We start from the raw sequence: 14,482 nt of genomic DNA, 5'->3' as shown, positions 1-14,482 counted from the left end.
CGCCCTGTGGGCGGACGACGGGCCCCGTCAGCGACAGGTCAGGCGGGGACCACGTTGACGAGCTTCGGAGCGCGCACGATCACCGTGCGCACCCCGCGCCCGTCCAGCGCCCGCTGCAGCGCCGGGGACGCCAGCGCCTGCTCGCGCAGCGCGTCCTCGGTGATGTCGGCCGGCACCTCGAGGCGGTCGCGGACCTTGCCCTGCACCTGCACCACGCACGTCACCGTCTGCTGCACCAGCAGCGCCGGGTCGGCCTGGGGGAAGCCCTCGAAGGTCAGCGAACCCTCGTGGCCCAGCCGCGACCACAGCTCCTCGGCGATGTGCGGCGCCAGCGGCGCCACCATGAGCACCACCGCCTCCGCGGCCTCACGCGGCACCGAGCTCAGCTTGGTGAGCTCGTTGTTCAGCTCGATCAGCTTGGAGACCGCGGTGTTGAACCGCAGCCCCTCGTAGTCGGCGGCCACGCCCGCGGCGGTGCGGTGCACCAGAGCGCGCGTGGCGGGGTCCGCGGGGGTGTCCACGACGACCAGCTCACCGGTCGCCTCGTCGACGACGTTGCGCCACAGCCGCTGCAGGAAGCGCTGCGAGCCGACCACCGCGCGGGTCTCCCACGGCCGGGAGTCGTCCAGGGGCCCCATCGACATCTCGTACACGCGGAACGTGTCGGCGCCGTAGGCCTCGTACATGTCGTCGGGCGTGACGACGTTCTTGAGGGACTTGCCCATCTTCCCGTACTCGCGGGTGACGGGCTCCCCGTTCCAGGTGAACTCGCGCGCCCCTGTGGCGGAGGTGGTCTCCTCCACCTCGGCGGCCGGGACGTAGGTGCCGCGGACGTCGGTGAAGGCGTCGGCCTGGATGTAGCCCTGGTTGAACAGGCGGCGGAACGGCTCCTCGGAAGAGACGTGGCCCAGGTCGAACAGCACCTTGTGCCAGAAGCGGGCGTACAGCAGGTGCAGCACGGCGTGCTCGACGCCGCCGACGTACAGGTCGACACCTCCAGTGTCAGCAGAGGCCTCGGTCCTGCTGCCACCGGCGGCGCGGACCGCCCGGTCAGCGCGCGGGCCCATCCAGTACGCCTCGACCTCGGGGTCGACCAGCTTCTCGGAGTTCTCCGGGTCCAGGTACCGCAGCTCGTACCAGCACGAGCCCGCCCAGTTGGGCATGGTGTTGGTCTCGCGGCGGTACTGCTTGGGCCCGTCGCCCAGGTCGAGGGTGACGTTCACCCACTCCGGCACGCGCGACAGCGGCGGGGAGGGCTCGCTGGTGACGTCGTCGGGCTCGAAGGTGCGCGGGGAGTAGTCGGGCACGTCCGGCAGCAGCACCGGCAGCTGGTCGGCCGGGACGGCGACGGGCAGGCCGTGCTCGTCGTAGACCACCGGGAAGGGCTCGCCCCAGTAGCGCTGGCGGCTGAACAGCCAGTCGCGCAGGCGGTACGTGGTGACGGGGCGGCCCGCGCCGGTGCGCTGCAGGTGCGCGGTGATGCGCTCCTTGGCCTCGGCGACCTCCAGGCCGTCCAGGTCGACGTCGTCGTTGGAGGAGTTGATCGCCGGACCGGCGCCCGTGTAGGCGCCGCCCTCGAAGCCCTCCGGCGGCTGGACCGTGCGGACGACGGGCAGCTCGAAGCGCTCGGCGAAGGCGAAGTCGCGCTCGTCCTGGCCCGGCACGGCCATGATCGCTCCGGTGCCGTAGCCGGCCAGCACGTAGTCGGCCGTGAAGACGGGCACGGCGGTGCCGGTGACGGGGTTGACCGCGTGCAGTCCGGTGAAGACGCCGGTCTTGGTGCGGCCCTCGTCGGTGCGCTCGGCCTCGGTGCGGGCGGCGGCCTGCGTCCGGTAGGCGGCCACGGCCTCGGCGGGGGTGGCGGCACCGCCGGTCCAGGACGCCGGGGTACCGTCCGGCCAGGCGGCGGGCAGGTCGTCCAGCGAGCTGTGCTCAGGGGCGACCACCATGAAGGTGACCCCGAACAGGGTGTCCGGACGGGTGGTGAAGACCTCCAGCTGGCCGCCCTCGACGCCGTCACCGGCCAGGGAGAAGCGGACCTGGGCGCCTGTGGAGCGCCCGATCCAGTGCCGCTGCATGGACTTGACGGCCTCGGGCCAGTCGAGGCGGTCCAGGTCGTCCACGAGGCGGTCGGCGTAGGCGGTGATCCGCATCATCCACTGGCGCAGCGGGCGCTTCACCACGGGGAAGTTGCCGCGCTCGCTGCGGCCGTCGGCGGTGACCTCCTCGTTGGCCAGCACCGTGCCCAGGCCCGGGCACCAGTTCACCGGGGCCTCGGAGATGTACGCCAGGCGGTGGTCGTCCACCAGGCGGCGGCGGGCGACCTCGTCGAGGTCGGCCCAGGTCGAGCCGTCCTCGGGCTGGCGGCGGCCGGACTCGTACGCCTCGCGCAGCTCAGCGATGGGACGGGCCGCGCCGCGGCCGCCGTCGGGGCGGACGTGCTCCGGGTCGTACCAGCTCTCGAAGACCTCCCGGAAGATCCACTGGGTCCAGCGGTAGTAGTCGGGGTCGATGGTGGAGATCGAGCGGCGAGCGTCGTGCGCGAGGCCCAGCCGGCGCAGCTGGCGGCGCATGTTCGCGATGTTCGCCTCGGTGGTCACCCGCGGGTGCTGGCCGGTCTGCACGGCGTACTGCTCAGCGGGCAGCCCGAACGCGTCGTAGCCCAGCGTGTGCAGCACGTTGCGACCGCTCATGCGCTGGTAGCGGGCCCAGACGTCGGTGGCGATGTAGCCCAGCGGGTGCCCGACGTGCAGCCCCGCGCCCGAGGGGTACGGGAACATGTCCATGACGAACAGCGGCTCGCGGCCGGCCACGGCCTCGGCGTCGCCCCACGGTCCGCTGGGGTTGGGCGCCTCGAAGGTGCCCTCGTCGGCCCAGCGCTGCTGCCACGCGAGCTCCAGCTGCGCCGCGAGCGCGGCGGTGTACCGCTGGGGAGGCGCGTCGCCGGCGGCGCCCGTCGCGGGGGCGGGCTGGTCCGTGGTGCTCATGCGGTGGGGGCTCCTTCTCCGGGGTTCGCTTGCCCGGCATCACTGCTCCGGCGATCGCTCGCGTCGGAAGTCTCGCTCTCACGACCAGGGTAGTAGCGCCGGCCAGACGGTTTCCGGCTCCTGCGGACAGCGGTCCGCGGGCGCCCTCAGCGCAGCAGGGCGCCTCGACCACCGGCGGTGTCGGCCAGCACACCCGCCACGCTGAGCGCGGCAGCCCCCATGACGGCGCGGAAGCCGGTGCGGCCGTCGGCCGCGGCACCGACGGCTCCGGCGGCACCTGCGGCCACCAGGAGGGCGGTGGCCGCTGCGCCGAGCTCGCGTCGCCGGCCGGTGAGCAGGACGACGTCGGCAGCGGCCACCCCGAGGGCCGCCCCGACGCGGCTGGCCCGGGGCCCGAGGCGCTGCGGGAGCCCGCGCACGCCCGTGGCGGCGTCGGCGTCGGCGTCCGGGACGGTGTTGGCCAGGTGGGCGGCCAGCCCGAGCAGCCCCGCGGCGGTGCACAGGAGCCGTGGCGCGGGCCGGCCGGCGGCGCCGGTGGCCACGGCGGGGAGGGACCCGAAGAAGAGCAGGTACGGCAGCGGGCTGGCGGCGGTGCCCTTGAGGCCGAGGTCGTAGCCGAGCGCACCGGCCAAGCCCACCAGGTGCAGGCGCCCGGCCCCTGGGCGACCAGGGCCCGAGCCGCCTGCCAGGGCCAGCGAGGCGGGCACGGCGGCCGCGGCGGCGAGCACGGCTCCCACCGCCACACCACCGCGCGACAGCCGTCCAGCCGCCACGGGCTTCTCCGTGCGGCCCGCGGCGGCGTCGAGCGGGGCGTCGAGGGCGTCGTTCGTCCAGCCGATCGCCAGGTGCCCCAGCCCGATGGCGACCGCCACCCGCCGCGCGGTGCGCACGCGCTGCCCCGGTGCCGCCGCGGCAGCGGCCAGGGCGGCGGCGAAGGAGGTGACCGCCACGGTCGGCGCGGGATGGCAGGCGCGGGCCAGGTCGACGACGACGGCGGCCGCACGGACCGGCCCCTGCTGCGCGCCGCGTCCCACCCGGTGAGGCTAGGCGGCGCCGCTGCGGACGCGCGCGTCAGCCGATGGAGCCGGGCTGGTCCTCGGAACGGCGCGAGGGCCGCGAGCGCACGGGCTCGACGGCGCTGGGGGCGCGCAGCGCGCGGCGCAGGGCGAGGTCCTGCTCGGCGCGGCCGACCAGCTCGGCCAGGCCCCCGGAGTCCCACGGCTCGAGGAGGCCGGAGCCCACCGTCAGCGAGCACGCCCAGCGGACCAGCGGGGCGTCGGGGCTGCCGAGCAGGCGCACGCGCAGGCGGCGCTCGAGCTCCGCGGGGGTCGTTCCGGTGCCCGGGCCGAGCACCACGAAGAGGTCGTCCGCCCAGCGACCGACCACGTCGGCGCCGCGGGTGCTGGAGCGCAGCGCGTCCGCGACCCCGCCGACCACCTCCGCGACGGCCTCGGGGCCGCCCAGCTCCCGCACGGGCTCGAGGTCTCCGAGCTGGACCAGCGAGGCGTGCATCGCCCCGCTGGAGCGGCGCGCGGCGCCCAGCACGTGGCGGGCCAGCAGGTCGAGGCCGTTGGCGTTGTAGCAGCCGGTGGACTCGTCCACCACGGACACGGCGTCGGCCAGCTGCAGCGCTGCCTCCAGCTGGGAGGCGGTGCGGCGGCGGACCAGGAGGACGACGACGGCGACCAGCGCACCGACCACCAGCGCGGCGCCCAGGCCCGCGGCGGCCTCGAGGTCGCCGCTCCCGATGGCGGCGAGGGCCACCACCACGGTGGCGCCGGCCAGCGGCGCGGCCGCTGCGGCCGTGGCGAGGCCGCTCAGGGGGGCGACGGCGAGGGCGCCACCCAGCACGGGCAGCACAGCCGCCGGCCACGGGGACCCGGTGGCAGCGCACAGGCCGAGGGCGGTCCCGGCGGCAGCCGCCGAACCTCCCCACGTGCCCACCACGAGTCCCGCGGTCGCCCGCGTGCTCGTGCGCCGCTGCGTCGTCTCAGCCACCTCCACACACGTCCCCTCGGCGCGGAGCGCGCCCGGGGTGAGCGCGCGACAGCGACGACCACCCGGGAGGGTGAGCGCCGGTGCAGCTCCGCACAGGACGAGACTGCCACACGAAACGCCCGAACCGCCCGCACCGCGGCGCTGGCGCGCTCGGAGCGCCACCTGGGCCGGCGCCCGACTTGCCGGCCACAGGACGCCGACCGACGGTGGCGTGCATGGCACCCCCCTCACGCCCCAGCGGGCCGCGCTCCCCGACGTCCGTGCTCGGCCGCGGCCTGGCCGCCGGAGCCGTCGGCACCGCGGTCCTCAACGCCGTGACCTACGCCGACATGGCCTGGCGCGGCCGGGCGGCCAGCAGCGCGCCTGAGGAGGTGGTGGAGGCGGCCGTGCACGCGGCGGGCCGGGAGGTGCCCGGCTCCGGAGCGGAGCGCCGCCACCGCCTCACCGCGCTGGGGGCCCTCTCGGGCACCGGAGCGGGCCTGGCGACCGGCGTGCTCGTGAGCGCCGCCCGCGCCGCGGGCCTGCGCTTCTCCGCCCCCGTCGGCGCCGCTGTGACCGGCGCGGTGGCGATGGCGGCCGCCGACCTGCCCATGGGCGCCCTCGGCGTCTCCGACCCGCGCACCTGGTCGCGGCAGGAGTGGGTGGCGGACGCCGTGCCGCACCTCGCCTTCGGCGCGGCGGCGCACGCCACGCTGCGCGCCCTGGAGCCGGCGGCGCAGCAGCGGCGCAGGGCCTCGGCCGGCCTCGTGCTGCGCTCGGCCCTGCTCGGGGTGGCCGCCGGCAGCCGCAGCAGCCTGGGCCTGCTGGCGCCGGCGCTGACGTCATCGGCGTCCGCGGGGGCCAAGGCGCTCGCGGTGCTGCCGGTGGTGGGCGAGCTCGTGGCCGACAAGGCACCGGGCACGCCGGCCCGCACGTCGGCCCAGGGCCTGCCGGCCCGGTTCGTCTCGGCGACGGGCGGCGCCGCCGCGCTCGCGGCCCGCGACGGCGCCAACGCCGTCGTCCCGTCCGTGGCGGCGGCCGCCGGTGCCGCGGGGGGCGCGTGGGGCGGCCTGGCCTGGCGCCGCTGGGCGTCCGCGCGCGTGCCGGACTGGCAGGCGGCCCTGGTGGAGGACGGTGTCGCCGTCGGCCTGGCAGCCGTGGCGTGCCTGAGCGGCCGGCGCCCGGCGCGCGCCTCTACCCTGGATGGCCCCGCGCCCGTCGGGCGTTGAGCCTCGTGCAGCGGGCGCCAGCCAGCTCGCCGACCACGAAGACCCCGGAGGACCCCGTGACCCAGACCACCGCCACCACCGCCCCCGCCGAGCCGCAGGCCGCCGCCGAGGACGACGACTGGCTCACCGGCGCCACCGCCTGCTCCATCGAGAACGGCGAGGACTGCGAGGCCTGCCAGTGACGGCTCGCTGAGCCGGGCGGCCCCGCGGCCGTCACCAGCACCCGAAGACCGTCAGGAGCCCTCGCGGGCCCTGGCGGTCTTCGCGTCGTTGGCGCGTCGCAGGGCGGTGACCAGCTCGTCCTTGGTCATGGAGGAGCGCCCCGGCACGTCGAGCCGGCGCGCCAGGTCGAGCAGGTGCTCCTTGGTCGCGTTCGCGTCCACCCCGCCCGCGGTGGGCCTGTCGGTGCCCGCACCGCCCTCGGCCTGCGCGTCGGAGGGGCCCTTGCGGCCGTCCGGCTTCGGCTCCCAGTGGTCGCCGACCTTCTCGTGGGTGTGCTTCAGCGCCGAGAACGCCGTGCGCCGCGCCCGCTCCTCGGTGTTCGGCTCGTCGGCGTAGGTCTCCTCCGCGGAGTCGTGGGCCTTCGCGAACGTCGCCTGGGCCTTGGCGTCCGAGCGCTGCAGCGTGCTCGGCAGCTCGCCCTCGCGCACCTTCCCGGTCTTCGTGGTCATCGCCATGTCACGCCCCTACCCGCGCGGACGGGCGTCGAAGCGCGGGTCACCCGTCAGGCGGCGGGGGCGACCTGCGCGGTGCAGAAGGCGCAGCGCGTGGCCTTCACGGGGATCTTGGACAGGCACTCGGGGCACTCGTGCACGGGCGCCTTCGGCTCCGGCTGCGTGCGGTAGCGCGCCATCAGCGCGTTGACCGGCTTGACCACGAAGAAGTACAGGATCGCCGCGGTGATGAGGAACGCGATGATCGCGTTGATGAAGGCGCCGATGCGGAACTCGCTGCCGTTGATGGCGAAGTGCAGCGAGGAGAAGTCCTCGACGCCGCCGAACACTCCGAGGAGCGGCGTGAGCATGTCGTCGGTGAACGACTTCACCAGCGCTCCGAACGCCGCTCCGATGAGCACGGCGATCGCCAGGTCGACCACGTTGCCGCGCAGGATGAACTCGCGGAAGCCCTTCACAGCTCCTCCTCGGGGTGCACGAGCGGTGCTCGTCGGGGGTGTTCGCGGCCCGTGCTGGTCGCCGGTGCGCACGACGTGCGCGGGGAATCATGGCAGCCGCCGGAGTCCGCCGGCAGGAGTACGGGTGGACCCGTCGCGGCCGACCGGACACCATGGCGCCAGGCGCCGCCGCCGCTGACGGCGCCGGAGGGAGGACACCCGTGACCACCGCCGCCACCGCGCCGCCCACCAGCGCCGGGAGCGCTGAGAGCTCCGAGGGCCCGGCGTGGCCCGACCCGCGCGCGGACGCCCTGGCCGGACCGGGGCTGGGGTCGCTGTCGGTGGCCTCGCTGCTGGCCTCCTCCGCGGTGCGCCACGCCGAGCGCACGGCCGTGGTGTGCGGCGCCGAGCGCGTCACCTACGCGCAGCTGTGGGACCAGGCCCGCGCGTACGCCGGCGCCTTCCGGGCGCGCGGCGTCGGCCCGGGTGACCGCGTGGCGGTGCTCGTGCCGAACGTGCCCGACTTCCCGCGGGTCTACTTCGGCCTGCTCGCGCTGGGCGCCGTCGTCGTCCCCGTCCACCTGCTCTTCACCGCCGACGAGGTCGAGCACGTGCTGCGCGACTCCGGCGCCACCCTCGTGGTGGCCGCCGCCCCCGTGCTCGCGGCGGCCCTGCCGGCCGCGGCGGCCGCCGGGATCCCCGTGGTGACGCTGCTCGTGCCCGACGAGCAGCGCGACAGGGTGCCCGCCCCGCGCCTGGAGGACGAGGCGGCCGCCGCCGAGCCGCTGGAGCGCCTCGTCCCGGTCCCGCCCCTGGCGCCGGCCACCGTCCTCTACACCTCGGGCACCACCGGAAGGCCCAAGGGAGCGGTCGGCAGCCACCTGGCGATCGTCGAGAACGTCAACGTGGTGCTCATCGACTGCTTCGACATGCGCACCGGCGACGTCGTCTTCGGCGGGCTGCCGCTGTTCCACACCTTCGGGCAGGTGTGCGTCATGAACACCGCCTTCCGCGTCGGCGCGACGGTGCTGCTGCTGCCCAAGTTCGACCCGGCGACGGCGCTGCGGGTCATGGACGCCGAGCGCGCCACGGTGTTCATCGGCGTGCCGACCATGTACGGCGCGCTCCTGCAGGCCGCCGGCCCCCACCGCGAGGGCGGCCGGGAGCTGCCGCCGCTGCGGTACGCCATCTCCGGCGGGGCGGCGCTGCCGGAGGCGGTGCTCGACAGGTTCCAGCAGGTGTTCGGAGCTCCGGTGCACGAGGGCTACGGCCTCACCGAGACCTCTCCGGTGGCCTCCTTCAACCGGGTCGGCGAGCCGGCCGTCGCCGGGTCGGTGGGCTTCCCCGTGTGGGGCGTGGAGGCCGAGGTCACCGATCCTGCTCATCCCGAGCGGATCGCCGTGCTGCCCGCCGGGGAGCGTGGAGAGCTGGTCATCCGGGGCCACAACCTCTTCAAGGGCTACCTGGGCGACCCCGACGCCACCGAGGCGGCCGTGGTGGACGGCTGGCTGCGCACGGGCGACATCGCCACGAAGGACGACGAGGGCCGCATCCGCATCGTCGACCGCGCCAAGGACATGATCATCCGCAACGGCTACAACGTGTACTGCCGCGAGGTGGAGGAGGTCCTGGTCCGCTACCCCGGCGTCGCGTCGGTGGCGGTGTTCGGCGTGGCCGACGAGGAGCACGGCCAGGAGGTCCACGCCGCCGTCGTGGTGGAGGACTCCGAGGCCGGGCGCACCTTCGACCCCGGGGCCATGGTCGCCGAGTCGAGGAAGCACCTCGCCGCGTACAAGTACCCGCGCGTGGTCCACGTGCGGGAGGCGATGCCCCAGGGCCCGTCGGGAAAGGTCCTCAAGCGGGAGCTGGTCGCCGAGTACGAGGGCTGACCGGCCCGGACCTCATCGCAGCACGCCGCGGTCGCGCGCCCGCGCGACCGCGGCGGTGCGCGAGGTCACGTCGAGCTTGGTGAAGACGTGCACGAGGTGGCTCTTCACCGTGGGCTCGCTGATGCTCAGCTCAGCGGCGATGTCGCTGTTGGAGCGCCCCAGCGCCACGAGCGCCAGCACCTCCGCCTCCCGCGGGGTCAGCGACGCCTGCGGCTCGCGCACCCGGGCGAGCAGGCGGGTGGCGACGGCAGGCGCCAGCGCGCTCTCCCCCGCCGCCGCGGCGCGCACGGCCGCCAGCAGCTCAGCGGGTGGGGCGTCCTTGAGCAGGTAGCCGCTGGCCCCGGCCTCGACCGCGCCGAGGATGTCGCCGTCGGTGTCGTAGTTGGTGAGCACCAGCACGGGCGGGGCGTCGGTGAGCGCGCGGATGCGCCGCGTGGCCTCGGCGCCCCCGGGCCCGCCGCCCAGCTGCAGGTCCATCAGGACGACGTCGGGCGCGTGGTCGCCCGCTGCCCGCACCGCCTCCTGGCAGGTGCCCGCCTCGGCGACGACGACGAAGCCCTCCTGCTCGAGCAGCGCCCGCAGACCCAGGCGCACCACGGGGTGGTCGTCGACGAGCACCACGCGCGTCACGCCGGCACCCCCGCCCCGGTGGTGGCGAGCGGCAAGGACACGGCCGGGGCGTCGGGCAGCTCCACCTCCACCGCGGTGCCGCGGCCCTCGCCGGTGCGCACCTCGAGGACACCGCCGAGCTGCTCGACGCGCTCGCGCACCGCGCGCAGCCCGAAGTGGCCGGCGCCGCTGGCGGTCCGCTCGGCCACGGCGGCGGGGTCGAACCCGCACCCGTCGTCGACCACCGCGAGCCGCGTCGCGCCCGGCAGCCGCTGCAGGCGGACCTCGACGCGGGCGGCACCGGAGTGCTGGACGGCGTTGGCCACCGCTCCCTGGGCGATGCGCAGCAGCGCGGTCGCCACCTGCACCGGCGGCTCCCCGTCCTCGGCGCCCCCGTCCGCGTCCCTGTCGGGCCCGACCACGTCCACGGCGAACCCGGGGCGGCTCCACTGGGTGTCGGCCAGGCGCCGCAGCGCCGCCCGCAGCCCCTGGCCGGCCAGCGGCGGGGGCGCCAGCTCGGCGATGAGGGCGCGGGCCTCGGCGAGGCTCGCGGCGGCGGTGTCGCGAGCCAGCCTCACGTGCGGCACGCCGGCGGCGCCGGGGTCGGCCCGCTCGGCCACGTGGAGCAGCAGCTGGATGCTCGACAGGCCCTGGGCCACGGTGTCGTGGAGGTCCCGGGCGATGCGGGCGCGCTCGGCCAGCGCCCCCGCGGCGCGCTCGCTGGCGGCGAGCTCGGCGCGGGCGGCCACGAGCTCGGCGAGCAGCCGCTCCCGCTCGGCGGCCTCCCGGGCCAGCACGCGGTAGCCGAGGTCCACCGCGAGCGCCACGCCCGCTGCCACGGCGGGCCCGACCACACCGCCGACGGTGAGGCCGCCACCGCGGAGCGTGGCGGTCGCCGCGGCCGCCGTCGCGGCGACCACGGCTGCGGCTCCCCACCGGCGCGGCAGGAGGTGGAGGTAGAGGAAGTAGAGGGGGAAGACGAGGTACCCGGCCAGCGGCGAGACCGCCACCAGCGCGAGCCAGGAGGCCGTGAGCGCCGCCAGCCAGGCGCGCGCCCGTCCCGGCGTCCGCCGGCGCCCCGCCAGCCCCCCTGCCGCGTACACGGCCAGCAGGAGCGCGGCCAGCGGCACCACCGTCCAGCGGTCCGGCGGAGCCGCCCGGACCACGACGAGCGCTGTGACGGCCACCACGAGCACGTGCAGCGCCGCGCGCAGCCCGAGGAAGTCGGGGGTGGAGGCGTCGCGGTGCACCGGCGCACGCTAGCGACGCAGCTGGCGGCGGCGCATCCGTCGAAGGTGGGAGGGCCACCTCCGTCCTCGGCGCAGCACGGAGCCACCTCGCGGGCGATGCCGCGGTCGGGGTGGGACGAGCACCGTGGACCTCGGCCGAAGGCGCTGCGTCCAGCCCTCGCTCCCCGCTCGTCCGTGCTGTCACTTGGAGGTCCTCCCGTGTTCGTCGCCTGGCGCGACCTGCGCGCCGCCCGCGGCAGGTTCGCCCTGCTCGCCGCCGTCGTCGCCCTCGTCACCCTGCTGGTGGGCTCGCTCACCGGCCTCACCGCCGGCCTGGCCGCGCAGAACACCTCCGCGCTGCTCGGCCTGGGCGCCGACGCCGTGGTGCTCGCCCGCCCCAGCGGCGCAGGCGGCGGCAGCGGCGAGCTCACGTTCGCCGACTCCACCGTGACGAGCGCCCAGCAGTCCGCGTGGGCGAGCGCAGCGGGGGTCACCGGTGCGTGGCCGCTCGGGGTGTCCCAGAGCCGAGCGGCCCGCCAGACCAGCAGTGGCCAGACCGGCGCCGCCGTCTCCGTCCTCGGCACCGACCCGGGGCTGACCCCCACGGCGCCCCGCTCCCGCGGCACGGTGGTGCTGTCGGAGCCCGCCGCTGACGAGCTGGGCGCCCGCACGGGCGGAGAGGTCGAGCTGGGCGGACAGCGCTTCACCGTGGCTGCGGTCAGCGGTGACGGCTGGTACTCCCACACCCCCGTCGTCTGGACGACGTTCTCCGACTGGCAGCAGCTCTCCCGTGCCGCGGGAGGCTCCGGCGACGCGAGCGCCCTGGTCGTCCGGGGCGACCTCGACGGCGACCAGCGCGCCGCGCTCGACGCCAGCACCGGCACCACGGCGACCACCCTGCTCGGCTCGCTCGGCGCCATCGGGGCGTTCCGCTCGGAGGTCGGCTCGCTGGCCCTCATCATCGGCCTGCTGCTCGTGGTGAGCGCACTCGTGGTGGGGGCGTTCTTCACGGTGTGGACGCTGCAGCGCACCGCCGACGTCGCCGTCCTCAAGGCCCTCGGCGCCTCGACGCGCACGCTCGTGGTCGACGCGCTCGGCCAGGGCACGGCCGTGCTCGTCGGTGGCGTGGCGGCGGGCACCGCGGCCGTCGTCGCCCTCGGGCTGGCCGCCGGCACCGCGGTGCCGTTCGTGCTGTCGCCGCTGACGGCGCTCGCGCCGTCGGCCCTCGTCGTCCTGCTCGGCCTCGCGGGCGTCCTCGCGGCGCTGCGGGCCATCACCAGCGCCAACCCCCTCACGGCCCTCGGGAGCATCCGGTGATCACCTTCGACGACGTCACGCTGACCCACCCCGACGGGGCCGGGCGCGTCACCGCGCTCGACCGCGTGCACCTGGACGTGCTGGACGGCGCCGTCACGGTGCTCACGGGGCCGAGCGGCTCGGGCAAGTCGAGCCTGCTCGCGGTGGCCGCGGGCCTGGTGCGGCCCGACTCCGGCCGGGTGCTCCTGGACGGCCACGACGTCGCGCGGCTCTCCCCGTCCGCGGCGGCATCACTGCGCCGCGGACGGATCGGGGTGGTGTTCCAGCAGGCCAACCTCCTGCCGTCGCTGACCGTGCGCGACCAGCTGCTGGTCATGGGCGAGCTGGGCGTCGTGGCGGGCGGTCGCAGGCGGCGGCGCCGCGAGCTGCGCGAGCGCGCCGACGCCCTGCTCGCCGAGGTGGGCCTGGACGGCTCCGGTCGTCGCCGTCCCCACCAGCTCTCGGGCGGGCAGCGGCAGCGGGTGGCCATCGCCAGGGCCCTCGTGCACGCGCCGTCGGTGCTGCTCGTGGACGAGCCGACCAGCGCCCTGGACTCCGAGCGCGCCGCCGAGGTGGTGGAGCTGCTGGTGCACCTCACGCGCGAGAGGCGGACGGCGACCCTGCTGGTCACCCACGACCTCGACAGGCTGGACGACGTCGCCGGCCTGGAGCGGGTGGTGAGGATGAGGGACGGCCGCATCGAGGCCCCCCTGCCGCGCCGGGCAGCGGCGCAGGCCTGAGACGCCGAGAGGGCGACACCCCGTGGGTGCCGCCCTCTCGTCTCGGTGGAGCTGAGGGGATTCGAACCCCTGACCCCCTCCATGCCATGGAGGTGCGCTACCAGCTGCGCCACAGCCCCGTCTGCCCGACCAGAACCCCTTCGCAGGAGTCCCGCGTTCAGGACGTGGGAGCAACTGTAGCGCCTCCACCGCGGTGCCCTCGGCCGGGGTGCCGCTCCGGCGCGGCGCTCAGACGACAGCGCCCGCCGAGCGCTCCGCCGCGGACAGGCCGCGGGCGCCGTCCGCGTTCGTCCGGCCCTCGGGGTCCTCCCCCACGCCGCGGGGCCCGAGGTCGTACCCCCGCAGCACCCAGCGCCCGAACCGGCGCTCCACCACGGCCCAGCGGCCGTTGCCCAGCGAGGCGAAGGTCGCCCACGCCTCCGGCGGCAGCCCGAGCAGCACGAGGATCCCGGCGCGCAGCGCACCGCTGTGCGAGGCCGCCACGAGCAGACCCCCGTCGGGGGTGGCGACGGCGTGGCGCTCGAGCGCGGCCGCCACGCGGGCGCCCAGCTCGCTGCGCTTCTCCCCGCCGCCGATGCGCAGGTCCTCCCCGGAGCGCCAGGCGCGGTGCCCGTCGGGCCAGTGGTCGGCGATCTGCTGGTGCAGCAGCCCCTGCCAGGCCCCGGCGTCGAGCTCGCGCAGTCCGGCGTCCTCCACGGCGCGCAGGTCGGTCAGCTCCTCCAGGCGGGCCGCCGTGGCCCGGGCGCGGGAGAGGTCGGAGCTGACGAGGCGGTCGGGGCGCATCGCCGCGATCTGGGCGGCGGCGGCGCGGGCCTGGGCGTGCCCCACCTCGTCGAGGGGGGTGTCGAGCTGGCCCTGGAAGCGGCCCTCGGCGTTGGAGGTCGTGCGCCCGTGCCGCCACAGCACGAGGCGCGAGGCACCACCGCCGGCCGCGCTCACCGCGCGAGCCCCGCCGCTCCGCCGTCGAGGGCGCCCTGCGGACCGTCGTGGGCGCTCCGGGGGCCGGTGACGTCCTCCGGCAGCTCGATGGACGGGCCGTCCTTCCAGAGCCGCTCGAGGGCGTAGTACTGGCGGTCCTCGGCCAGCTGGACGTGGACGACGACGTCGGAGAAGTCCAGCAGCACCCACCGGGCCTCGGCCATGCCCTCGCGGCGGACGACGTCGGCGCCGAGCTGGTGCAGCGCGTCCTCGACGGCGTCGACCACGGCACGCACCTGCCGGTCGTTGGCGGCGGCGGCCAGGACGAACACGTCCGTGATCACCAGCTGCTCGCTGACGTCCAGGGCGAGCACCTCGGTGGCGCCCTTGTCGGAGGCCGCGCGAGCGGCCGCGACGGCCAGCTCCACGGCGCGGGGGGTCGCGGTCACCGTCCCAGGATGGCACGGACCGGCCCCAGGACCAGCACGGCAGGCCTC

The 14,482-nt window shown here is 76.4% G+C and carries 14 protein-coding genes and 1 tRNA gene; 5 read left to right on the top strand and 10 right to left on the bottom strand.

All coding sequences use genetic code 11. The annotated features are described in order from the left end of the window. Positions 1-38 precede the first annotated feature (38 nt). The 3 genes from FMM08_RS06605 to FMM08_RS06595 form a co-directional block, all read right to left on the bottom strand. Positions 39-2,987, bottom strand: coding sequence for a leucine--tRNA ligase (locus FMM08_RS06605; protein ID WP_147925549.1), 2,949 nt, complete (start codon positions 2,985-2,987; stop codon positions 39-41). Between the two features lie 146 nt (positions 2,988-3,133). Beyond that, positions 3,134-4,021: a UbiA family prenyltransferase gene (locus tag FMM08_RS06600; protein WP_147925548.1), complete on the bottom strand. Its 888-nt coding sequence runs from the start codon at positions 4,019-4,021 to the stop codon at positions 3,134-3,136. Positions 4,022-4,058: 37 nt separating this feature from the next. Beyond that, complete coding sequence (locus FMM08_RS06595; RefSeq protein ID WP_187279593.1) at positions 4,059-4,991, bottom strand: GGDEF domain-containing protein; 933 nt, start codon at positions 4,989-4,991, stop codon at positions 4,059-4,061. Between the two features lie 209 nt (positions 4,992-5,200). Here FMM08_RS06595 and FMM08_RS06590 point away from each other — a divergent pair, with 209 nt between their 5' ends. Then, complete coding sequence (locus FMM08_RS06590) at positions 5,201-6,193, top strand: hypothetical protein (RefSeq protein WP_147925546.1); 993 nt, start codon at positions 5,201-5,203, stop codon at positions 6,191-6,193. Positions 6,194-6,249: 56 nt separating this feature from the next. After that, on the top strand, positions 6,250-6,375 hold the full coding sequence (locus FMM08_RS23570) for a hypothetical protein (RefSeq protein ID WP_255472122.1): 126 nt from the start codon (positions 6,250-6,252) through the stop codon (positions 6,373-6,375). Positions 6,376-6,426: 51 nt separating this feature from the next. Here FMM08_RS23570 and FMM08_RS06585 read toward each other — a convergent pair whose 3' ends face one another. Continuing rightward, positions 6,427-6,870: a ChaB family protein gene (locus FMM08_RS06585; protein ID WP_147925545.1), complete on the bottom strand. Its 444-nt coding sequence runs from the start codon at positions 6,868-6,870 to the stop codon at positions 6,427-6,429. A gap of 47 nt (positions 6,871-6,917) precedes the next feature. Continuing rightward, positions 6,918-7,325, bottom strand: coding sequence for a large conductance mechanosensitive channel protein MscL (gene mscL / locus FMM08_RS06580; protein WP_147925544.1), 408 nt, complete (start codon positions 7,323-7,325; stop codon positions 6,918-6,920). A gap of 290 nt (positions 7,326-7,615) precedes the next feature. Between mscL and FMM08_RS06575 the strand changes: the two genes are divergently transcribed. Beyond that, positions 7,616-9,193 (top strand): long-chain-fatty-acid--CoA ligase, encoded by a 1,578-nt coding sequence (locus FMM08_RS06575; RefSeq protein WP_369431680.1) that lies wholly within the window; start codon positions 7,616-7,618, stop codon positions 9,191-9,193. Positions 9,194-9,205: 12 nt separating this feature from the next. Here FMM08_RS06575 and FMM08_RS06570 read toward each other — a convergent pair whose 3' ends face one another. Both FMM08_RS06570 and FMM08_RS06565 read right to left on the bottom strand, forming a co-directional pair. Then, on the bottom strand, positions 9,206-9,823 hold the full coding sequence (locus tag FMM08_RS06570) for a response regulator transcription factor (protein WP_147925543.1): 618 nt from the start codon (positions 9,821-9,823) through the stop codon (positions 9,206-9,208). After that, positions 9,820-11,052 (bottom strand): sensor histidine kinase, encoded by a 1,233-nt coding sequence (locus tag FMM08_RS06565; RefSeq protein ID WP_147925542.1) that lies wholly within the window; start codon positions 11,050-11,052, stop codon positions 9,820-9,822. Before FMM08_RS06565 ends, FMM08_RS06570 begins: the two co-directional genes overlap by 4 nt. Before the next feature lie 198 nt (positions 11,053-11,250). Here FMM08_RS06565 and FMM08_RS06560 point away from each other — a divergent pair, with 198 nt between their 5' ends. After that, positions 11,251-12,348, top strand: coding sequence for an FtsX-like permease family protein (locus FMM08_RS06560; protein WP_147925541.1), 1,098 nt, complete (start codon positions 11,251-11,253; stop codon positions 12,346-12,348). Beyond that, a complete protein-coding gene (locus FMM08_RS06555) occupies positions 12,345-13,067 on the top strand; it encodes an ABC transporter ATP-binding protein (RefSeq protein WP_147925540.1) in 723 nt (240 codons plus the stop codon). The genes FMM08_RS06560 and FMM08_RS06555 overlap by 4 nt, the downstream gene beginning before the upstream one ends. Positions 13,068-13,113: 46 nt before the next feature. Here FMM08_RS06555 and FMM08_RS06550 read toward each other — a convergent pair. From FMM08_RS06550 to rsfS, 3 genes are all read right to left on the bottom strand, one after another. Further along, positions 13,114-13,186 (bottom strand) — tRNA-Ala (locus FMM08_RS06550). Between the two features lie 109 nt (positions 13,187-13,295). Further along, positions 13,296-14,006 (bottom strand): histidine phosphatase family protein, encoded by a 711-nt coding sequence (locus FMM08_RS06545; protein WP_187279592.1) that lies wholly within the window; start codon positions 14,004-14,006, stop codon positions 13,296-13,298. Then, entirely contained in the window at positions 14,003-14,434 is a 432-nt protein-coding gene (rsfS, locus tag FMM08_RS06540; protein ID WP_147925538.1) for a ribosome silencing factor, read from the bottom strand. Before rsfS ends, FMM08_RS06545 begins: the two co-directional genes overlap by 4 nt. Positions 14,435-14,482 lie beyond the last annotated feature (48 nt).

It is taken from the genome of Quadrisphaera setariae, from assembly GCF_008041935.1.
In the GTDB taxonomy this organism is placed as follows: Bacteria; Actinomycetota; Actinomycetes; order Actinomycetales; family Quadrisphaeraceae; genus Quadrisphaera; species Quadrisphaera setariae.
The sequence above is the reverse complement of the archived record's forward strand: the minus strand, read 5'-3'. Positions and strand labels throughout refer to the sequence as shown.